Origin of the sequence: uncultured Winogradskyella sp., from assembly GCF_947498005.1 — a bacterium.
Taxonomy (GTDB): domain Bacteria; phylum Bacteroidota; class Bacteroidia; order Flavobacteriales; family Flavobacteriaceae; genus Winogradskyella.
The window spans coordinates 222,744-242,741 of sequence record NZ_CANMIW010000005.1 but is presented as its reverse complement, the minus strand read 5'-3'; the positions used below and the strand labels follow the sequence as shown (position 1 = coordinate 242,741).

Annotated in this window: 18 protein-coding genes; 1 reads left to right on the top strand and 17 read right to left on the bottom strand. The window is 31.8% G+C overall.

Features of this window, described 5'->3' with window-relative positions; translation table 11 throughout:
* Nucleotides 1-94 precede the first annotated feature (94 nt).
* The 8 genes from Q0891_RS11140 to Q0891_RS11105 form a co-directional block, all read right to left on the bottom strand.
* Entirely contained in the window at nucleotides 95-565 is a 471-nt protein-coding gene (locus Q0891_RS11140; RefSeq protein ID WP_299101604.1) for a hypothetical protein, read from the bottom strand.
* 3 nt (nucleotides 566-568) lie between these two features.
* Nucleotides 569-706 carry a hypothetical protein gene (locus tag Q0891_RS11135; RefSeq protein WP_299101603.1) on the bottom strand — a complete coding sequence of 46 codons (138 nt, stop codon included), beginning with the start codon at nucleotides 704-706 and terminating at the stop codon, nucleotides 569-571.
* Nucleotides 707-855: 149 nt separating this feature from the next.
* Entirely contained in the window at nucleotides 856-2,313 is a 1,458-nt protein-coding gene (locus Q0891_RS11130; RefSeq protein WP_299101601.1) for an FAD-dependent oxidoreductase, read from the bottom strand.
* A 70-nt stretch (nucleotides 2,314-2,383) separates the two neighbouring features.
* On the bottom strand, nucleotides 2,384-2,695 hold the full coding sequence (locus tag Q0891_RS11125) for a hypothetical protein (protein WP_299101599.1): 312 nt from the start codon (nucleotides 2,693-2,695) through the stop codon (nucleotides 2,384-2,386).
* A 10-nt stretch (nucleotides 2,696-2,705) separates the two neighbouring features.
* Nucleotides 2,706-3,779 (bottom strand): cytochrome d ubiquinol oxidase subunit II, encoded by a 1,074-nt coding sequence (gene cydB / locus Q0891_RS11120; RefSeq protein WP_299101598.1) that lies wholly within the window; start codon nucleotides 3,777-3,779, stop codon nucleotides 2,706-2,708.
* Nucleotides 3,780-3,781: 2 nt separating this feature from the next.
* Nucleotides 3,782-5,113: a cytochrome ubiquinol oxidase subunit I gene (locus Q0891_RS11115; protein ID WP_299101597.1), complete on the bottom strand. Its 1,332-nt coding sequence runs from the start codon at nucleotides 5,111-5,113 to the stop codon at nucleotides 3,782-3,784.
* Between the two features lie 350 nt (nucleotides 5,114-5,463).
* Nucleotides 5,464-5,760, bottom strand: a complete 297-nt coding sequence (gene trxA / locus Q0891_RS11110; protein ID WP_299101596.1) for a thioredoxin — start codon at nucleotides 5,758-5,760, stop codon at nucleotides 5,464-5,466.
* A gap of 12 nt (nucleotides 5,761-5,772) precedes the next feature.
* Nucleotides 5,773-6,777, bottom strand: coding sequence for a DUF3365 domain-containing protein (locus tag Q0891_RS11105; RefSeq protein ID WP_299101595.1), 1,005 nt, complete (start codon nucleotides 6,775-6,777; stop codon nucleotides 5,773-5,775).
* A 133-nt stretch (nucleotides 6,778-6,910) separates the two neighbouring features.
* On the opposite strand from Q0891_RS11105, the gene Q0891_RS11100 reads away from it, so the two are divergent.
* Nucleotides 6,911-7,909: a metal-dependent hydrolase gene (locus Q0891_RS11100; protein WP_299101594.1), complete on the top strand. Its 999-nt coding sequence runs from the start codon at nucleotides 6,911-6,913 to the stop codon at nucleotides 7,907-7,909.
* Here the strand turns inward: Q0891_RS11100 and Q0891_RS11095 are convergent.
* The 9 genes from Q0891_RS11095 to Q0891_RS11055 all read right to left on the bottom strand — a co-directional run bounded on the left by Q0891_RS11095 (nucleotide 7,906) and on the right by Q0891_RS11055 (nucleotide 19,959).
* Nucleotides 7,906-8,862, bottom strand: coding sequence for an aldo/keto reductase (locus tag Q0891_RS11095; RefSeq protein ID WP_299101593.1), 957 nt, complete (start codon nucleotides 8,860-8,862; stop codon nucleotides 7,906-7,908). The two genes, Q0891_RS11100 and Q0891_RS11095, sit on opposite strands and share 4 nt — an antisense overlap.
* A gap of 22 nt (nucleotides 8,863-8,884) precedes the next feature.
* Nucleotides 8,885-9,379, bottom strand: coding sequence for a peptide-methionine (S)-S-oxide reductase MsrA (gene msrA, locus Q0891_RS11090; protein ID WP_299101592.1), 495 nt, complete (start codon nucleotides 9,377-9,379; stop codon nucleotides 8,885-8,887).
* 92 nt (nucleotides 9,380-9,471) lie between these two features.
* Nucleotides 9,472-11,034 carry a YdiU family protein gene (locus tag Q0891_RS11085; RefSeq protein WP_299101771.1) on the bottom strand — a complete coding sequence of 521 codons (1,563 nt, stop codon included), beginning with the start codon at nucleotides 11,032-11,034 and terminating at the stop codon, nucleotides 9,472-9,474.
* Between the two features lie 20 nt (nucleotides 11,035-11,054).
* A complete protein-coding gene (gene msrB / locus Q0891_RS11080) occupies nucleotides 11,055-11,516 on the bottom strand; it encodes a peptide-methionine (R)-S-oxide reductase MsrB (protein WP_299101591.1) in 462 nt (153 codons plus the stop codon).
* Between the two features lie 471 nt (nucleotides 11,517-11,987).
* Nucleotides 11,988-12,401: a hypothetical protein gene (locus Q0891_RS11075; protein ID WP_299101590.1), complete on the bottom strand. Its 414-nt coding sequence runs from the start codon at nucleotides 12,399-12,401 to the stop codon at nucleotides 11,988-11,990.
* A gap of 638 nt (nucleotides 12,402-13,039) precedes the next feature.
* Nucleotides 13,040-13,468 (bottom strand): hypothetical protein, encoded by a 429-nt coding sequence (locus tag Q0891_RS11070; RefSeq protein WP_299101589.1) that lies wholly within the window; start codon nucleotides 13,466-13,468, stop codon nucleotides 13,040-13,042.
* A 176-nt stretch (nucleotides 13,469-13,644) separates the two neighbouring features.
* The gene (locus Q0891_RS11065) at nucleotides 13,645-17,361 is read right to left on the bottom strand and encodes a sigma 54-interacting transcriptional regulator (protein ID WP_299101588.1); all 3,717 of its coding nucleotides are present in this window, start codon (nucleotides 17,359-17,361) and stop codon (nucleotides 13,645-13,647) included.
* Nucleotides 17,362-17,363: 2 nt separating this feature from the next.
* Nucleotides 17,364-17,744, bottom strand: a complete 381-nt coding sequence (locus Q0891_RS11060; protein ID WP_299101587.1) for a response regulator — start codon at nucleotides 17,742-17,744, stop codon at nucleotides 17,364-17,366.
* A 73-nt stretch (nucleotides 17,745-17,817) separates the two neighbouring features.
* Complete coding sequence (locus Q0891_RS11055) at nucleotides 17,818-19,959, bottom strand: ATP-binding protein (protein WP_299101586.1); 2,142 nt, start codon at nucleotides 19,957-19,959, stop codon at nucleotides 17,818-17,820.
* Nucleotides 19,960-19,998: the final 39 nt, after the last annotated feature.

Sequence of the window (19,998 nt, the reverse complement as noted above, 5' to 3'; positions counted from 1 at the left end):
CTACTGGTTATAACAAAGAAGAGCGTTCATTAAAAAAATAAACGCTCTTCAATAACCAACCAAAAACTGATAACCACATCAGTTAATTTTTATATTACTGCTTATATGTTGCATGACACTGCACACAGTAATTTATTGTATTTGATAAAGCAACTAATGCTTTTTCTCTATTTCTTTCTTTAAAAATTTCACTCATTTTATCTGCACTTTTATGAAATTCTAAACCCATATTTTCGAAACCTTTATCTCCAAATGAGGCACACATCAATTTCATTTCGGTAGTAGATCCTAACTTTGTGTATGCTATTTCTGAAGCTTTATCGTAATCTTCTCTAGACAACAAAAGTGTAATTTCTTGCACAGCTTCTAAATGACTCCTCATATTAGAGAGTTGATGGTTTTTCTGCATTGGATTTAGATCTAGCGATATACGGCCATCATCAATTGGTGTTGGTTCTACAAATATCGTTTCAACCTTTACTGGTATTTCCTTCGAAGTTTCATTTTTACAAGAATGAATCCCTATAAAACTTAACCCTAAAATTGCTATAATTATCTTTCTCATATATTATTTTGAATTTTCTCTTGTTCCACCATGTCCACCAGCTACAATAACCATAATTTTTATACTTAAAATTATAAATTTGAAAAACTGGAGAAACGGATTCATCATTCTAAAACGCATTCTTGGTGATATTCTTTTCATGATAATATAATATGTAATTACTAATTAATTGTTGTTTATTCGTTTTAAATACTAGAAAAACACCTCTAAAGTCCCTATAAGGGGACACTACTCCTATGTGATTAATCATTGTTAAAATTATTCCTATATCTAAACTCTTAGGATAAAAACTACTCTGGAATCAACCACCAAAATGGTTTCATTTTTGCCTTGTAAATAAAGGCGTAATGCAACATTAATTTTAGCCAATGACCAGCAAGACCAATAGATCCGAAAGTTTTACCATAATGTCTTCCATGAGAATCAGGATATTTTTCAAAATCTGGAACTATAGGATATGTGGTAATGCTTACGCCACTTCCTTTCCAAAAACCAAATCCTGCTGAAGCTATACAAGCGGCTCCCATATTCCCCATTGAACCTTTATGATGTAAATTTTCTTTGCCGTTTTTAATATTATCGATAATATTATCAGCTACTAATTTTGCTGTAATTCCTGATGGCATTCCTGTTCTAGGTGGTGCCGGAAAAATAGCTGTTCCATTTTTACTTAGTCTAGGTTTAGAGATCGTATGTGGTGGCGCAAACGCAATTCCTGGCGCAAAAACATTTTTATAACTTGGATTTTGATAGGTTTCTGGCCAATCTTGTACTCTCCATTCTTCATAAGGTTTTGCCGTATAATCTGCATCAACGATCATAAACCCATTAAAAAGTTTTTCTGTAATATCCTCGTTGTTTTTACCATATGCCTTAAACCCATGGCCAGAAAATGCAGGAATTAACATCGCAAAATCATAAGATTCTGTTTTATAATCGCCATCTAAAGTTTCATAATGTGCTAATCCATCTTCGATTTTATTTACGCCTGAACCTAAAATCCATTTAATGTCTCTGTCTTCAAAAATCATTTCAACAAGCTCACTAGATTTCATTATCATGTCTCCATAACTCATTAACATGCCATCCATTCCAAAATCACCTAGCTCATACTCATTAGAAATCCAAGTGATTTCTGCCATATCTCGAACATTATGCTTTCTAAGTTCTTGCTCCACATTTAATATGTACTCAAACGCCGCTCCTTGACAAGTAGATTTAGCGTGACCTGTCCCTATTAATATTTTCGCCTTTTTTCCTTTTTTCATTTGTTGAATGACTTCATTCAATCCTTCCCAAGCGTGGTCTGCATGTGTATAAGTACAAACTGAATAGGTTTTATTTTTCCCTGGAATTAAACCTTCTGTGGCTTCAAAATTCAACTTTGGTCCTGTAGCATTTATTAAATAATCGTATGTTATTTTTTCTTGTTGTCCTTTGTTATTTCCTGCAACATATTCTGACAAAACATATGGTTTTAGCTCTGTTTTATTGCCTTCTGGGTGAAACGAAATGGCCTTAGCTTGTTTATAGCTTATACCTTTCTTTTTATATAAAGGTGCAAGTGGAAACAAGATTTTTTCAGACTTCATTCTACCAATACCAACCCAAATATTGGATGGAATCCATTGATAATTACTGTTAGGTGATACAACGACAACGTCGTGTTGTTTAGATAATTTTCTACGTAAATGTGTTGCAGCAACATGACCAGAAATACCTGCTCCTAAAATGACAATTTTAGACATGACTATTAGTTTTCATTAAAGGTACTCTGCTTTAATGAGCTCGATAGTAACTTTAGTTACACAAGAAAGATTAATTATTTGATGAATTTCTATTCATTTTAGAAACAATAAATTTTGAAACTACAAGTCCTAGAATTCCGCCTAAGGCAGAAAACAAGATATTGATTATTAAACGGAACGTATCAAAATCGCCATTGTTCATAATAGACCATGGGTCAAAACCTAAGCGTCCAAACGTTTTAATTAGTAAGATACTTCCAAAAACACCAATTAAAGTGTTGCCTTTAAAGCCTAATGAATATTTCTTAAAGATAGAACCAAAGGTATTAGCCGAAATAATGCCAATTATGATACTTATTAATGAAATTAGAGTGCCTGTCATTTAAATAAAATTAATGACCATAATCCATGTTATCAATCTTCCCGCTTGTTAATCGTTTTTGAACAATCATATAAACAACAATGAGAATAAATCCAAGAATTCCCCAAGTTAAAGCAACAGATAAGCCATATTGTGATGCAGACGTATTATAAATAGTAAGATGCTCGTGCACATCATTAACTGAAGGTAATATCACAGGAAAAAGCGATGCTAAAGACGATGTAATTCCGCCTAAAATCAATAAGGTTGAAAACAGAAAAGCATGACTATCTTTCTTTATTTTTTTAATAAAAAACAAACCAACCAAACCTGCTAAATAAACAATAGGAAAAACTAGTAAATAAGGTTTGTCTGCAAAATTATCTAACGAGTTAGGATTCACATTTTGCCACAATATCAATGAAAGAGCTGTAAGGACTGCGAGCGTAATATTCAATTTAAAAATTACGCCTTTGAGTTTATTATTAATTGAAGAATTGGTTTTTAGTATAACCCAATTAGCACCATGAATTGTTAAGGTTACGACAGAAATGATGCCGATTAACACCGTAAACCAATCAATTACACCTGGATGCTCTGTTAAAGGACTAAAACTACTATCCCATAATGGTAAGAAAAAATAATGCCCTTCATGCGCAGCAACTCCATTATCTACAATACCTAAATTTACACCTCTTACGATGTTTCCTAGCGCAATTCCAAAGAATAAAGCCAATAATAAACTAGAAACACCGAATGATTTATCCCAAATATCTTTCCACATTTGGTATTTAAATTGCCCTCTAAATTCTAAACCTATTGCTCTAAAAACAATCAACCATAATACAATTATTAATGGTAAATAGAAGCCACTAAACACAGATGCATAAAAGGTTGGAAAGGCCATAAAAAGCATGCCTCCTGCTGCGACTAACCACACTTCATTAGAATCCCAAAATAAACCAGCAGATTTAGTAATGACCTCCTTATCCTTTTCTTCTTTAGCAAAGAATAAATGAACAATTCCTGCGCCAAAATCATATCCATCTAAAACAAAAAATATTGCTAAAACAATTGCAATTGCGATGTACCAAAATATTTCCATAATTAATGTTTTTGATGATTTGGACCTTCATTTATAGTTTTACCAACTAAGACCAAAAACAAGAGTCCAAGAAGCATATATAAAGCTACAAAACCAAGTAAAGTAAAAAGTGTATTTCCTGATGAGACTGTTGGCGAAATACCATCGCTAGTTTTTAATAAACCATAGACCAAATACGGTTGTCTACCCAATTCTGCCGTGTACCAACCTGTAATATTAGCGATGTAAGGAAATGGAACTAGAAACATAATCATCCAAAGTAATGGCTTCATGGTAAACAATTTTTTTCGCCATAAAAAGAACAACGCTACAAACATTACACCAATAAAAATAGTACCCAAGCCAACCATAATATGGTATGAATAATATAATGCAGGAATGTTATCTGGTAATTCTTCGGCTTTAAATTGGTCCATACCAGCAATTTGCCTATCCCAATCTTGATAAGTTAAAAAGCTTAATATGTTTGGCACTGCAATTTTATTATCTAATTTCTTATCTAACATGTTTGGCTGCCCAATAAGAACAATTTCTGCGCCTGCATGTTCGGTTTCAAAAATACCTTCCATCGCTGCAAAAGTCCCAGGCTGATATTTTGCGACGTTTTTAGCATTCCAGTCGCCTGTTGGAAAAGCCACCAACAGACTAGAAATCAATCCGAAAATGACACCTGTTTTTAAGAACAACTTACCATACTCGGTTTGTTTATTTCTTAAAATATAAAATGCACCTATACTGGCTACCACAAAAGCAGACGTAACTACAGAAGCCATTTGATTATGTAAAAAAGCAGGAATTAACCAAGGGTTTGTAAATAGTTCTGAAAAATTATCTAAAACAAATTTTCCATTTTCTAAAACCTCATGTCCTACAGGATGCTGCATCCAAGCATTGGTAGCCAAAATAAACCAACCACTTGCCCACGAACCTATAAACACAAAAAGGCCAGTTAAGAAATGTAATTTCTGACCCATTAATTTTTCTCCAAAAATAAAGAGCGCCAAAAATGAGGATTCTAAAAAGAAAGAGAACATACCTTCCATGGCTAAAGTCTGACCAATAATGCCACCTGTCAACTCAGAAAACTTTGCCCAATTGGTACCAAACTGAAATTCCATAGGAATACCAGTTACAACTCCCATTGTAAAGTTAACAGCAAAAATTTTCATGAAAAACTTCGCTGCATTGTTATATTTTTCGATTTTATTCCTGAGATATTTCCATTTAAAATAGACAATCATTAATGAAAGTCCCATGGTTAATTGCGGAAAAATGTAGTGAAAAGTGATAGTAAAAGCAAACTGCAATCTATCGTAAAAAAGCATATCCTCCATAGCCTGATTTTGAGCTATAAAAATACGACAGAAAAAAAGAAAATTACGTAACTTTTGATACAAAGAAAGGTCATCTAAATTAATAGACAACCTTTCTTATTTTATATAAATTTGTTGTTATTAAAGTTCTTTTGTTTCTTCGTCTTTAGGCTTTCCCTTAGACATAAAATTAATTAATATTCCAACCAAGGTAATACATACTACAGCGAAAATTGCAATCATTATAACGCCATTTGTCCAGCTATATAGAGCTATTGAAGATTTAATCATGTTATTGTTATTATTTCTTGATGTAAAATTAAGAACTTACATCATCTTGAAATATGACATTTATCATGTATTAAAAAAACTTAATTAGTACTTGATATTATCTTTATTATTTCATCTTTTTGCAAAACGCCAGACTGTCGCCAAACTTGCTTACCGTTTTTAAAAAGTAACATTGTTGGCACACCTCTTACTTGGTATTTTGTTGCTAAAGATTGATTTTTATCTACATCAATTTTAATGATAGCCACATCATTACCTAACTCGTCTTTTACCTGTTTTAAAATAGGACTCAACATTTTACATGGTCCGCACCAATCCGCAAAAAAATCGACTAAAACGGGTTGGTCTTTATTTATTATTTCTGAAAATTTACTCATACCTGACATTATTTATTTATCAAAAGAAATACTCCATATACCTCTTACTTCATTTTCGCCATAGCCAATAGCTTTATCCATTGGGTATAACGTTTTAATTTTAGTTAAGGTTAATTTATCTATTGTTTCATTTGGTTTTCCGTGACATTGTAGACACATTGTATTGGTCGTAATTGGGTAATAAACCTTAACATTATTATCAAACTCTTTAACAAGTGGCTTGGGTTCTTCATTGTTAGCGATGGTTTGTTTAAAGTCTTCAATATATTTTAGCTCTTCTCTATTGGCTTTATTATTTGGATTTCTTGGTTGCTCTGAAACACGTTTTATTTTCGCATCATGCACAACAGCCATACTATCTGTTAAAGGATACGCTTGCACATTACAAAACTTTAAAGCTTCTAAAACACCTTTTTGTTGAATGGTACCCATTAAGTTTTTGCCTAAAACAACTTTAGTCGTTAAGGCATATTTTAAACCACGTTCGCCATACGGCAAATCTTCAAAATTCACTTCTACCTGTTGTTTATTCTCTTTGTTCTGCATGGCTTTACCATTACCTGTCCCTTTTCGGTTTCCCATTTCTTCATTGTAATGCGCCTCAAACCAATCTGGTTGTTCAATTTCAAAATCGTACAAATACTCTGAAATTTGTTCTATTGTTTTCTCTGGATAAGCCTGTTTTGGCATAACTCCAAATCGTTTTACAGCACCAAACATTTTTGCGTCTTTGGCATTAGGATTCTTAATCCAAGCTTGTATGGCAGAAACGAACTCTTCTTTTGTGGTTCCACTATCTATATAATGTCTTTTTATAGCAATCATTGGTGGTCCAATTCTATTCTGTTGCGTAGCTGCAGGACTATGACATATATTACAATTAGTTTCCATTAGTTTTTTACCAGGATGTTCTTTGGCTGCGACCTCTTTATTCGCTGCACTATAAGGGTCTTTTTTATTTGAGTTACAACTCACTAAAAACACAACCAAAACAAGTAATAATAGACTATTTTTCATACCGAATAAGTTTGAATAAAGATACTGAGTTCAACTTGTCTTTAACGTAACTTTTGTTACAATAAGAACATTGAGATTACCAAGTTTCTCATATCTCATTTCTATTAGAGAAAGCGTATTTTTACCACCAATTATGGATTCACTCACTCAAATTGTTTTAGGTGCAGCCGTTGGCGAAGCTGTTTTAGGAAAAAAAGTAGGAAACAAAGCACTTTTGTATGGTGCTATTGCTGGTACAATTCCAGATTTAGATGTGTTTGCTTCTTATTTTACAGATACGGTTTCTGCACTAGCTATGCATCGTGGGTTTACACATTCTGTACTATTTTCAGTGCTCTTTGCGCCTGTTTTTGGTTGGTTGGTTTCTAAATATGAGAAATACAAAGATTTTAAAGGTTGGTCTTGGCTGTTTTTCTGGGCATTTATTACCCATCCTATTTTAGATGCACATACCACTTGGGGAACGCAATTATTTTGGCCATTAGATTTAAGATTAGCTTTTAAAACCATTTTTGTTGTAGACCCAATGTACACCTTACCGTTTTTAATTTGTGTTATTTTAGTACTATTTCAAAAACGTGCCTCTAAAAAAAGACAGGTCTATAATACGATAGGTCTTACCTTAAGCACTACTTATTTAGCACTTACATTTCTACTTAAAAGTTTAGCATTTACTAAATTTGAATACGCCTTAACACTTCAAAATATTCCATACCAACAGTTAGATACTAGACCTTCTGCCTTAAATACAATACTTTGGAATGCTAACGTAGACACTAAAGACCACTATCTTATTGCGGATTATTCCTTTTTTGACACCCAAGAAATTTCATTTGAAACCTATCCTAAAAATCATCATTTATTAGGTAATCTTATAGAAAACGAGAAGGTAAAACAAATGATTGCTATTTCTAAAGGTTGGTACACTATTAACCAAGTAGACGACAAATTGTATTACAATGATTTGCGTTTTGGTTTGATGAATTTAAAACCCAATTCTCAAGATTTTGTGTTTAAATATTTAATAGATGTGGATGCTTCTGGCAACGTTAATTTTATAGAACAAGAGAAAAAAACAACAGACGGAAAGGCTTTATTATTCAGTTTATGGAAACGTATTAAAGGTAATTAATGCCATTTTAGTTGTTTTCGTTCTTGCCAATATTTTTCGCTAGAAATTCCGAAAGCACTTAATTGTTCTACTTCAGAATTGGTTAGAGAAAACTCAGCTGCTTTTAGATTAGCCTCTAAATGTTTACTATTATTAGCACCGCTTAAAACTATAGCTTCAGGAAAAACAGATTCGCAATAATTTAAAGCAATAGCATCTGCACCTACATTGTATTTATCAGCCAATTGACTTATAAACGTATAAAGATTTTTATAGTCAAAATAATTTGAGTTAGGAATTAATCGTCCATTTGCCAGAGCTTCCTTAATAATAAATGGACCAGACAATTTTTGTAATTCGTTTTTATATGGTGCTAAACTTTGGTCTAAAATATTGAAAGTACTCTGATACGATTGAAACAAGCTTTCATTCTCAACTTCAATAGATAACGCATTTTCTAAAACCGCTGTTTGGTTATTACCTGTTGTAGATAAACCAATGGTAATATTATATGTTTTCTTTATGTGGTGCAAGCGTTTTAGTACGTCTAAATTATCTAACACACCAGTATCTAAAGTTGCAGAATGTATTTGATACAATCCTAAATTTGGCAACAGTAATTTAGACTGTTCCCACTGCTCATTTAATTTTTTAAGCGAATGCTCTTTAACTTCATGTACCGTTGCATCTGATTTAAAATTTGCCACATAGGTATAACCCCATTTTGTAGAGACTTTGATGGTTGGGTCGTTTTTTTGCTTTAACCAATCTACCAATAAATCTTCCGCTAAACCGTAACCAGGCGACGTATCAAAAAACCGAATGCCTTTGTTATAAGCCTCGTCTAAAACCTTTAATCCATCAGTTTTAAATGCTGGCAAATTAAACGGTTTCTCATCAGCATTTTCTTTTATATTAATGTAAACTGGTCTGCCAATTGCGGCTGTGCCTAAGCCTAAATCTTTTAGTTTCAATACGTCTTAAAATTAAGTTCTTTTAGATATAAGGTTCTTCAAATCTGAGGTAATGACACGTGTAGCCATTTGGATTTTTTACTAAATAATCTTGATGATTTTCTTCGGCTTGCCAAAATGGTGCAAAAGGCTCTAACGTAGTAACCACTTTACTATCCCATTTACCAGAAGCATCAACAATAGCAATCATTTCTTCTGCAATTTGCTTCTCTTCTTCATTCTGATAAAAAATAGCAGAACGGTAACTAGAGCCTTTATCATTGCCTTGTTGGTCTACCGTTGTAGGATTGTGCATTCTAAAAAAGTAGTCTAAAATTTCTTTAAATGAGGTTATATTTGGATCGTAAGTTAACTCTAAACCTTCCGCATGACCAGGATGATATTTATAACTCGGATTCTCATTTTCGCCACCTTGGTAACCTACTTCTGTATCTATAATTCCGGGACGTGTTCTAAACAAATCTTCCATTCCCCAAAAACAACCTCCTGCTATATATGCTTTTTTATATTCTGACATTTTTTTATTTCTATTTTTTAATTTAAATGACATTAAACTTAGTCTCTATTTTTAAAATAAATTACAGTGTTTAAGTAAAAAATTTTATGTTTTTAAGAGCTACAAGATAACATAGAACAACCCACTTTATCTCTTGCCCATTCTGGTCGTTTTGCAAACCATTTTTCTAAATTTGGTTGCTCATCATATGGTTTTTTTAATAGATTGAATAATTCATCTATTAAATCATAATTACCTTTATTTGCATCATCTATAGCTAGTTGCGCCATATAATTACGAAGCACATATTTAGGATTTATGTTATTCATTTCAGATTTTCTTTCAGCATCTGACAATGTTTCAAGCGTTAAACGCTCTTCATAGCTTTTAAACCAAGCTGACCATTGTTGTTTAATTTCCTTTGAAATTTCTTCTGGATTATAAAAGGCATCTTCAATTGTAGCGTACCAATTTTCTGTATTTTCTTTTTCTAAATTTGCTAAATTCCTGAAGAAGATAGTCATATCTGTTTCCGAACGCTGCAATACGTCTTCTAAGACTTCAATAAGTTGAATATCATTTCGGTCTTCCACTTTTAAACCTAATTTAGAACACATCATATTTTGAAGCTCTAATTGAACTTCAATTTGGTAATTATTAAGAATCTCTTCTAAAGGTTCTGCCTCTTCTACTAATGGATACAGTGCGTTAGCGAGTTGAATTAAATTCCAAAGTACAATATGTGGTTGTGTGCCAAAGCGATATCTTTTGTGTGTATTATCAGTGGTATTTGGCGTCCAACCTTGGTCGTAACCTTCTAACCAACCATATGGTCCGTAATCTATGGTTAATCCGAGAATAGACATGTTATCTGTATTCATTACACCATGCACAAAACCAACACGTTGCCAATGCACAACCATATCTAAACTTCGTTTTGTAACTGCTTTTAGAAAAGCGATATAGGTTTCTTTAGACGGTTCTCCTAATTCCGCATAATGATACTTTATGGTATAATCTACCAAAGTTTTTAGTGTTTTAGCATCGCCTTTTGACGCAAAAATCTCATAGCTTCCAAATCTTAAAAACGATTCTGCTACTCTACTTACAATGGCTCCTTTTTCGTAAGCTGCATTGCCATTATACATAACATCTCGTAGCACCTCATCGCCAGATAAACTTAACGATAAAGCTCTTGTAGTTGGCACGCCTAAATGAAACATGGCTTCACTACACAAGTATTCTCTTATGGAAGACCTTAAAACTGCCAAACCATCTGCTGAGCGCGAGTATGGTGTTTCGCCAGCACCTTTTAACTGCAAAGCCCAATGTTTATCATTGTGCTCTATTTCCGTTAAATTTATCGCACGACCATCGCCTAACTGCCCAGCCCAATTACCAAATTGATGACCAGCATAACACATAGCATACGGTTTTGTATTGGGTATAAGCTCAGCACCTGTAACTACGTTTAAAAATTCTTGTGTTTTACTATCTGCTTCCGTTAGACCTAAATTTGCTAACATTTCTGGTGAAACATGAATTAATGACGGCTTACTAGGAATTTTTGGTGTAACGTAAGAAAAACACGCTTCCTTTACCTGTCTTCTAGAATTCTCTAGAATTTTATCTGCAGGAAGTTCTTGGTTAAATCTATCTTTTATGTTGAATTGAATTGCCATAATATAAGTAATCCTTATTCTGAAACTTGTTCTTCCGTTTGAAGCACCATAGATTCTGAATTGATGCAATACCTTAATCCACTTGGTTCTGGTCCATCTGGAAATACATGGCCTTGGTGCGCATCGCACGTATTGCATTGCACTTCTACTCTAACCATACCAAAGGCTGTATCTTTTAAATATTTTATGGCGTTTTCTTTAATAGGTTGTGAGAAACTTGGCCAACCTGTGCCAGAGTTAAATTTAATTGTAGAATCGAATAATGGTGTGTTACAACAAACACAGTTGTATTTACCAGCTTCATAACTTGTACATAAACCACCAGAATGTGGTGCTTCTGTACCTGCTTTTCTGGTAATTCTAAATTGTTCTGATGTTAAAATTGCTTTCCATTCTTCTTCTGTTTTCTCAACTCTTCGGTCTGGCTTTGGGTTTCCATTTACTGAAAAACTGATAATATCTTTCCAAGTTAACATAGCTCTATTTTTTATTGTTTAGACGCAAATTCATCTCATTAATTACGTCTTTTAACAAAGGTATTAAACAAAAAGCAATTAATCGTTTTTGAAATTAGAGTGAAAAAAAATGGTATGAATTTATGGAACAAAAAAAGAGAGCAAATTAGCTCTCTTTCCTTATTATATATTGAACTCGCTTAAACGCCTTAAATGAAATAGTTACCGATAATTCACTTAACATGTTTTTTGAAAGTAGAAATTATACTTCTTAGTTAGGGTATAAGAACATACTCTGCTTTTAAAAACACTTACATTGGATGGATTGTTAATAGGGATCCAATGGTGTAAGTGATTGCTATTTATTCCGAACGTATCCTTAATTAATGTTATTAAGGCGTAATTATACAAGTTAACAATATGTTTCCTTTTATTATTTTTAATAGTTAATACTATGCACTTAAATTATTATTCTCCAACAACAAATAACTATTAACCAACGTTATACAAAAATTGATAATCATTTTGACAATATCTTAGAGCTAAATTGTTATCCGCATAAATTCCATTAGGCAGACCTGTTTTACTAGTAATACTATTAAGCGCATGTAAATCATTTAAACTAGTTGAACGCACTAAGAAAACTCTCGACACTATTAATGTATTAATAGAAACGCTCTTAGAAATAAGCATGAATATCTCAACCGCATGCGTGCCTCTAAGTTGCTTTAAATCAATATGAAAAGGCATATACTTTTTATCGTTTAGAAAAGTAATAGCGTTAACTAGTGTCTTCTCTGTTCTGATTCTATTATAACTCTTAAAAAAATCTGGATGAAGTTTACAGTGCATTATATCGTCTTCCACCCATATTTTAATTCCCTCATATTGTATTACGTTTCTCATATGTCGTTATTTATAAATATAATACCAATTGATGTGCCAAAACAGTTTTTGTGGTCTCCAAAGCCACTCAATAACCTGATATTCAGTTATTTAAAAAACATTAACATATCAATAAAGAATAATTTAAAGCACGGAATACCGTGACTTTTACGAAAATAAACGGGTAACAAACGGCATACCGTTATTATTTACAGTCTTAATTTTTAAGATGTAATCATTTGATAATGTGATTGTTTCAACCAGAACACAATAAAAAATAATCTAATTTCAGCTAAATTATATAAGATTTAAAAACCTAATACTATGTAGTTGAGACTACACGATGTATTCACTTATACAATAAACTCGACAACTGGAGCTAGAAAAAAGAAGACTTGCTTAAACACCTTTAACGTTAAATTGTCATTATAATTCACTAAAAGAATATACTTGGCATTGAATAAGCTCATATATCTATGGACAGAAATGGCTATTCTAGTATAAACAACTATCCAAAAAAAAGAATTATTACTAACCTTTAGATAGTTTATAGTGATTGCTATTTTATTCTGAACGTCACCTAAATAAATAATGCTAAAGCGTTTATATGCAAGTCTTTTTATGTAGTTCTATTATTTTATATTCTAAATTCCACTTAATTAGGAAAAATTATGATTGGTAACTCTGTTAAAACTCAAATAATCATTTTTACAAAATGTTATTGCCGAATTATAATTTCTAAAAATCTTATTTGGAACAGCTTGTTTTACAATCAAATTGTTTAATGTTAAAATGATCTTTAACCCGAACGAGTTGACTACGAAAATTCTTGAAAGCACTAACTTTTTAATATCAGAACTATTTGATATGATATTAAATAATTTTAAAGCACATGGACGCTCAAGATTCTCTACATTAATTAATAATGGTAAATAACTGCCGTGTGATAATGATGGAATGGTATCCTTTAACAAGGCAACAGTAGTTTCGCTATTGTACTTTGTAAAAAATTGAGAATCAAGTTTACAATGAATTATATCTTGGTTAACCCAAAATACAATACCATCGAATTGAAAAACGTTTCTCATAATTAAATTATTTATGAAACTTATTCCAATACCTATGCCAAAATCAAATTTAAAATCACAAAATATTGATTGTCAATGATTTAGATGTTAACTCGCTAATGTGTATTTACAAAAAACTAACGGTATTCCGTGAGTGGTATTTAAAAAATCTTTACCGTTAGCGAAATACCGTTACATTAAACTAATCGTTTCAACCCTAATTTAGCCATTCTATCTCTAAGCGTACTTGGCTTTAGTTCTAATAATTCGGCAGCACCATTTGAGCCAGTAATTTTCCAATTACATTGTTCTAAAATTTGAAGAATATGATTACGCTGAACAGCATCTAATGACAAGTCTATATTATTTATAGGTTTTGTTTTTTGGCTCGAAGATTCAAAACCTGGAATTATCAATGTTTTATCTGATGATAGAATTGAAGCACGCTCAATTAAATTTTCTAATTCTCTAATATTTCCTGGCCAATTATAAGCTTTAAGCTTAGTCATAGACTCATCACTTATAAACTCTATATTTTTATTATACGCTTTGTTAAACTTCTCCACAAAATGCTCTACCAGCAAAGGTATATCATCTTTTCGCTCTCTTAAAGCCGGAACATTAATAGGGAATACATTAAGTCTAAAATATAAATCTTCTCTAAACTGCTTTTTTCTAATCTCTTCTACTAGATTACGGTTTGTGGCTGCAATTACCCTAACATTTAACTTTTTTACATGAGCACCACCAACGACTTCAATTTCGCCTTCTTGCAGAAATCTAAGAATTTTTGGTTGCATATCTAAGGGTAATTCTCCAATTTCATCTAAAAACAGTGTACCGTTATCCGCCAACTCAAACTTACCAATCTTATCACTAAAGGCTCCAGTGAAAGACCCTTTTTTATGCCCAAACAATTCGCTTTCTATCAGTTCTCTGGGTATTGCTGAACAGTTTACTTTTATTAAAGGATCGTTATTACGATGCCCAATATTATGAATAGCCCTTGCCAATAGCTCTTTACCTGTACCAGATTCACCTAATAATAATACTGTTGCGTTAGTTGGTGCTACCTGTTCTATTTCGTTTAAGACATTGCTAAATATTTCACTGCCATAAACCATTTCTTCATAATTAAATACAAGGTCTATTTCATTTCTAAGGTAAATGTTTTCTCTTTCTAATTTTTCACGAAGACTATTTAACTCATTATTTGCCTTAAATAATTCTGAATTCGTTAAAACTAGTTCCTCTTCAACATGCCTACGTTCTGAACTTTCTACCATCAGTGATACAATACTTGCTATGGATGTAGCGAACTCCTGCTCTTCTGCTGTCCAATCTCTTAAATTTTCTCCGGAATGGGCAAAACAAATTAAACCATAACTCCCAATTGCACTATTAATTGAAACATCCATTAAAGAAATAATGTTATTAGGTATTAAATAAGATTCTGCAAATGGTTTAGTAAGCTCATTATTTCTTGCATCTTTAATTAATATGGATTGATTTCTTTTTAAGGTTTCAAAATAATTTGAATTTTCTGAGTAATTTAATTCATACTTTTCATTGACATAACCTTTTTCTAAAGTATAATAATTTTTACAAACAACGCTACTTCTATCTTCACTGAAGCTCCAGATACTTACGCGCTCTACATTTAAAGTTATCGCAGATAGTTCCGTTATTCTTTTTAATGACAATTCTAAATCTTCACCAACTAATTCAGCCAACTCAAGTATTACTTGCTTTTTTTGGTTAGACCTTTTTTCTTTTTCTATTAATAATTGTTTTGCTTTCTCTTCTTCTGAAATATCCTTAATAGTCGCAAAAACCGCTATTACTTCCTCCTTGTTATTTTTAATTGTACCAGTAAAAAATGATGCTTTTATTATTTCACCATTTTTTTTAACGATGTCGTAGTATACTTCTTTTGCTTTTTCTTCAGCTACTTCTTGGTATCTACCAAGTACACTATCATGGTCTTGTTTCTTCCAAAAAGGGTATGGATGACCATGACTTAATAGTTCTGTCTTGGTATAACCTGTTATTTTACATAAAGAATCGTTTACTAAAATAAGTTTTGTATCCAATGAAGCTATCATTAAGCCTTCTTGCATAGACATTATTAATTTATCATTAAATTCTTTGGATAACTTAAGTTCTATTTCAGCCTTTCGTCGTTCTGTAATATCTTGTATGGTGGCAAAATTGGCAATCTTATTACCATCTGCATCATTAATTCGTGAAACTATTAGTTGTACCGGAAATCGTTCTCCATTTTTTCTTAAATAAGTATTCTCGTAACTTGTTTCGTTTTTGTTCTCTGTTAAAAGCTTATAACGAATGTCATTTGCTTCAGACAATTCTGGTGGAGAAAACGGATAAGGGCGTTTAACTCCAAGCAATTCCTCTTGTGAAAACCCTGTCATTCTGCAAAACGCAGGATTAACACTTATAATCTCTGATTCTGTATTAATAGCATATAAGCCCTCTTGCATAGCTTCTAAAAGACCAGATGAAAACTCTTTCTCTTGCTTTATTGCTCTTAAAATTTTTTCTCTTTCCGTTATATCCCTTACAATACTAACAACTTTACCATCACCTTTAATTTTTACAGAGACTTCTCCTTCTATTATATTTCCATTTTTATGTCTTAATTGCCTTTGAAAGACTACTGATTTACCATCTAAAATATCTTGATGAAGATCTAAGTCTCTAATAATATTACCTACTAAAAAATCTTGAAGTTTCATATTTGAAAACTCGTTTTTAGTATAGCCCAACATTAAATAAGTCGCTCTATTAAACTCATAGATATTCCCTTCAAAATCGTAAGCAATAATAGCATCTATCGCTTGATTTACTAATGCCTTATATGATTCATCTTTTTTCTTAATTTCTTCAGTTATTATACTTTTTTCTATAGCAATTACTGCGAGCCCTACGGCGAAATTCAAATCTTTTATTTCTTCTTCCGTTGGTGCATTAATAGCACTACTGTATATAGCAAATGTTCCTAAGAGCTCGTTGTCTTTAGAAAGCACAGGTACAGACCAACATGACTTTAAATTATGTTTTAAAGCCAATTCTTTGTCATTTTTCCACAACTTATCTGTAGCAACATCTGAAACAATTACCGTTTGCTTAGCAAATGCAGCAGTACCACATGAGCCTCGATCTTTCTCAATTTTAATAATTTTTACGCCTTCAAGATATGACTCTGGTAGCGATGGTCCTGCGCTCAATTTTAAATGTGTCCCTTCTTTATTTACCAAGTTTATACTTCCAAAATAACCAAGATTTTCAGATTCATAATTTAAAATTAATTGCTCTAAAATTTTATTCAATGGTATATTAGATGCAAATAAATCTAGTATCTCATTTTTTTGAATCAATGATTTTTCAATTTTTTTTCTCTCTAGAATTTCCTTTTCTAGTTCTAGATTTTTTTGTTCTAACTTGCTAATTAATCGTTTGCTGTAAAATCTTAAAACTTCTTTCTCAGAGAAATCTTCATCTACTACTTTATTGGGTTTAACGATTTCTTGTTTTAATACATTTTGAATTATTGGAACTATTTTATCATAATCAGTTGGCTTTCGTAAAAACTTCACAGCGCCTAATTTTAGAGCTAATTCCTCATCTAGTTTTTCTGTATATGTAGATGTATAAAATAAGAAAGGGATGCTTTTATATGCCTCCTCTTTTTTACAAGCTTGGCAGAACATATAGCCATCCATTACTGGCATTAAAATATCAGAAACAATAATATCTACTCTATTTTTAGACAATTGCTCTAACCCTTCTTTACCATCATAAGCTTCTATGACATCAAAACCAGATTTCTCTAATATTACTCTTAGCAAATAGAGGTTTTCATATATATCATCGACGATCAATACAGTACTCATATCTATTTTTGTTGTTTTTTGTTAAAAATTCTAATCATTTCACTTACAAATGTTTCAGTATTTATTGGCTTTTCTATATAACCATCTGCTCCTGCTCTTAGTGCCTTTTCTCTATCTCCACCCATCGCATAAGATGTTACAGCAATTATTGTTGTTGCTTTAGGTAATTTATCATTACGTAGTTTAACACAGATTTCATAACCATCCATGTCTGGCAATTGAATATCTAACAATATTATTTCTGGATTGTATTTAAGTGCTAAATTTATTCCATCATTTCCATTGTATGCTTCAATTACATGATAATCATTACCTTTTAGAAGATATGATAACATATACATGTTTTGTTCATTATCTTCTATTATTAAAATAGATGGTTTCATATCTTATTAATTTAAAAATTAACTTCAGTACTGCAAAATCATTCTTTTTATTATTGAAACATTTATTTCTTAGTTATTTTTTTTTTAATGGTAATGAAAACGTAAATTTACTTCCCGTATCTAACTCACTACACACAAAGATAGTGCCTCCTAGTTTCTCTATTAAACTTTTACTTATTGTTAAGCCTAAACCTGTACCTTCTTGTTTTCTATTTAATCCATCTTCTAATTGAGTAAAGGGTTCAAATAACTTATCAATATCTTTCGCCGAAACACCGATTCCTTCATCAATTACTTGAGTAACAACATTACTGTCTTTAACGTCTACTTTTACTGTGATAATTCCTTTATCTGAAAATTTAATAGCATTAGAAATTAAGTTTAACAACACCTGTTCAATCCGTCTTTCGTCACTATCTATGACAATGTCTTTATCTTCAATCTGGGTAATTATTGTCAACCCTTTTTTATCCACTTGAGGTTTTAAAAAATCTATTGTTTTATGTATTGATACAAGATAATTAAATGGCTCGTACGAAACATTTAATTTACCGGCTTCTATTTTAGAAATATCTAAAACATCGTTAATTAGTCTCAGCAAATTTTGCCCGCTTCTTTCTACCATAGAAAGCTGTTTTTTTTGCTCTTTATTTAACGGACCTGCTAATTCTTTTAAAAGGATACCAGTAAAACCAATTATTGAATTCATTGGTGTTCTTAACTCATGAGACATAGTCGCTAAAAACGCAGACTTCATTAAATCTGCGGATTGTGCTTTCATTTTTTCCTTCTCTAGTTCAATAGTTTGCTCATTGATATCCTCAACTAAATTTAATAAAGCTTCTTTACTATCATTTAACTCTTCAGTACGTTTACTTACAATATTCTCTAGGTTGATTTTAAAATTTAATAATTCCTTTTCTCTTATTATTCTTTCCGTTATATCTTGTATAGTCCCAAATAGTTTTATTGGTATATTATCTTCATCATAATACAACTCACATTGCTCATCTATGTACTTTATGCGCTCATCTGATAATAATAAACGATATGTAACTTGGTAATTGTGTTTGTTTTCTATGGCCTCATCAACAATATTGCGTACCATAATTCTATCCTCTGGATGCACAGTATCATATACACCTTTGCGAGTAACGTTATAACTATCTAGGTCTTTTTCAAATATGCGATACATTTCTTCGGACCACGTAATTTTATTTGTTTTTAGATCTAACTCCCAACTTCCTAAACTCGCAATTTCTTGGGCTTTGTTTAAACTCGCTTCACTTTTTCTGATTTGATGTTTAGTCGTTTCGTGTATAAATTTCAACTGCGCTTCTTGGCTATCTAGTTTAATTTTGATTAACCTATTGAACCTATCAGATGTTCCAATAAAATACCAAGTTCCCCAACCGGCAAAACCTGCTAATAAAAATCCTAAGACACTAAACCAGTAAGCTGAATTGGTTCTATTCCCTTTTGGCATAATATACAACTTCCACTCACCAGAAGGTATTTTAATTGGTACTGCATAATCTTCTAATGCCGCTAAGTTGCTATCTAAAAAGTAACTTTCTTCACCAGTCATTCCGTTTACTTTAGACAATTGATATTCAAATTGGCTATCATTCAAATGATTTATTTCTAAATCATTGAAAAATGTAGAAAGTTTAGTAACCACAGCTGTAAAACCATGAAATTTATCTTCTATATAAATCGGCTGCCTACTAATAATGCCTACACCACCTTGTTTTAAGTTAACAGGACCAGCAATAAAAAAATCCTTTCTTTGTATAGTAGCATGAGCGCCTGTGCCACCTTCTTTACTAGATAATATATTAAAACCTAAAACAGGATTGCCTTCCTTAGGGTATACATGCGTAATCACACCAGTACTATCCACCAATTCCACGGCATCAAAATAACTTTGATGTTCTAATAAATCTATCGCGATTGCGTCAAAATCATCAGGTATCCCATTACGCTCTACAATATAAGCCAGGGATTTTGTTGCAGAATAATTAAACATTATTAAGAACTGAAGCTTTTCTTTTATAAAACTTATTTCCTGATTTAATATTTGTTGTTGTTCGCTATTATTAATTCGATACTTTTGGTATGCAATAAATTGCGTTATTATAAGTAGTACAATAAAAGTTGAAACCCCAGCAACTAATGGTTTTTTTAAAAATTGGTATAATTTATTTATTATCATATAATTACCAATTGATTATACCCTAAATTCTGCCCATTA

Coding starts and splice junctions, on each gene's coding strand:
- Q0891_RS11065 (WP_299101588.1), bottom strand. CDS start 17,361: ATGAGTACTGTATTGATCGTCGATGATATATATGAAAACCTCTATTTG.
- cydB (WP_299101598.1), bottom strand. CDS start 3,779: ATGGAAATATTTTGGTACATCGCAATTGCAATTGTTTTAGCAATATTT.
- msrA (WP_299101592.1), bottom strand. CDS start 9,379: ATGTCAGAATATAAAAAAGCATATATAGCAGGAGGTTGTTTTTGGGGA.
- Q0891_RS11125 (WP_299101599.1), bottom strand. CDS start 2,695: ATGACAGGCACTCTAATTTCATTAATAAGTATCATAATTGGCATTATT.
- Q0891_RS11105 (WP_299101595.1), bottom strand. CDS start 6,777: ATGAAAAATAGTCTATTATTACTTGTTTTGGTTGTGTTTTTAGTGAGT.
- Q0891_RS11130 (WP_299101601.1), bottom strand. CDS start 2,313: ATGTCTAAAATTGTCATTTTAGGAGCAGGTATTTCTGGTCATGTTGCT.
- Q0891_RS11075 (WP_299101590.1), bottom strand. CDS start 12,401: ATGAGAAACGTAATACAATATGAGGGAATTAAAATATGGGTGGAAGAC.
- Q0891_RS11135 (WP_299101603.1), bottom strand. CDS start 706: ATGAAAAGAATATCACCAAGAATGCGTTTTAGAATGATGAATCCGTTT.
- Q0891_RS11055 (WP_299101586.1), bottom strand. CDS start 19,959: ATGATAATAAATAAATTATACCAATTTTTAAAAAAACCATTAGTTGCT.
- Q0891_RS11140 (WP_299101604.1), bottom strand. CDS start 565: ATGAGAAAGATAATTATAGCAATTTTAGGGTTAAGTTTTATAGGGATT.
- trxA (WP_299101596.1), bottom strand. CDS start 5,760: ATGAGTAAATTTTCAGAAATAATAAATAAAGACCAACCCGTTTTAGTC.
- Q0891_RS11060 (WP_299101587.1), bottom strand. CDS start 17,744: ATGAAACCATCTATTTTAATAATAGAAGATAATGAACAAAACATGTAT.
- Q0891_RS11070 (WP_299101589.1), bottom strand. CDS start 13,468: ATGAGAAACGTTTTTCAATTCGATGGTATTGTATTTTGGGTTAACCAA.
- Q0891_RS11100 (WP_299101594.1), top strand. CDS start 6,911: ATGGATTCACTCACTCAAATTGTTTTAGGTGCAGCCGTTGGCGAAGCT.
- msrB (WP_299101591.1), bottom strand. CDS start 11,516: ATGTTAACTTGGAAAGATATTATCAGTTTTTCAGTAAATGGAAACCCA.
- Q0891_RS11115 (WP_299101597.1), bottom strand. CDS start 5,113: ATGGAGGATATGCTTTTTTACGATAGATTGCAGTTTGCTTTTACTATC.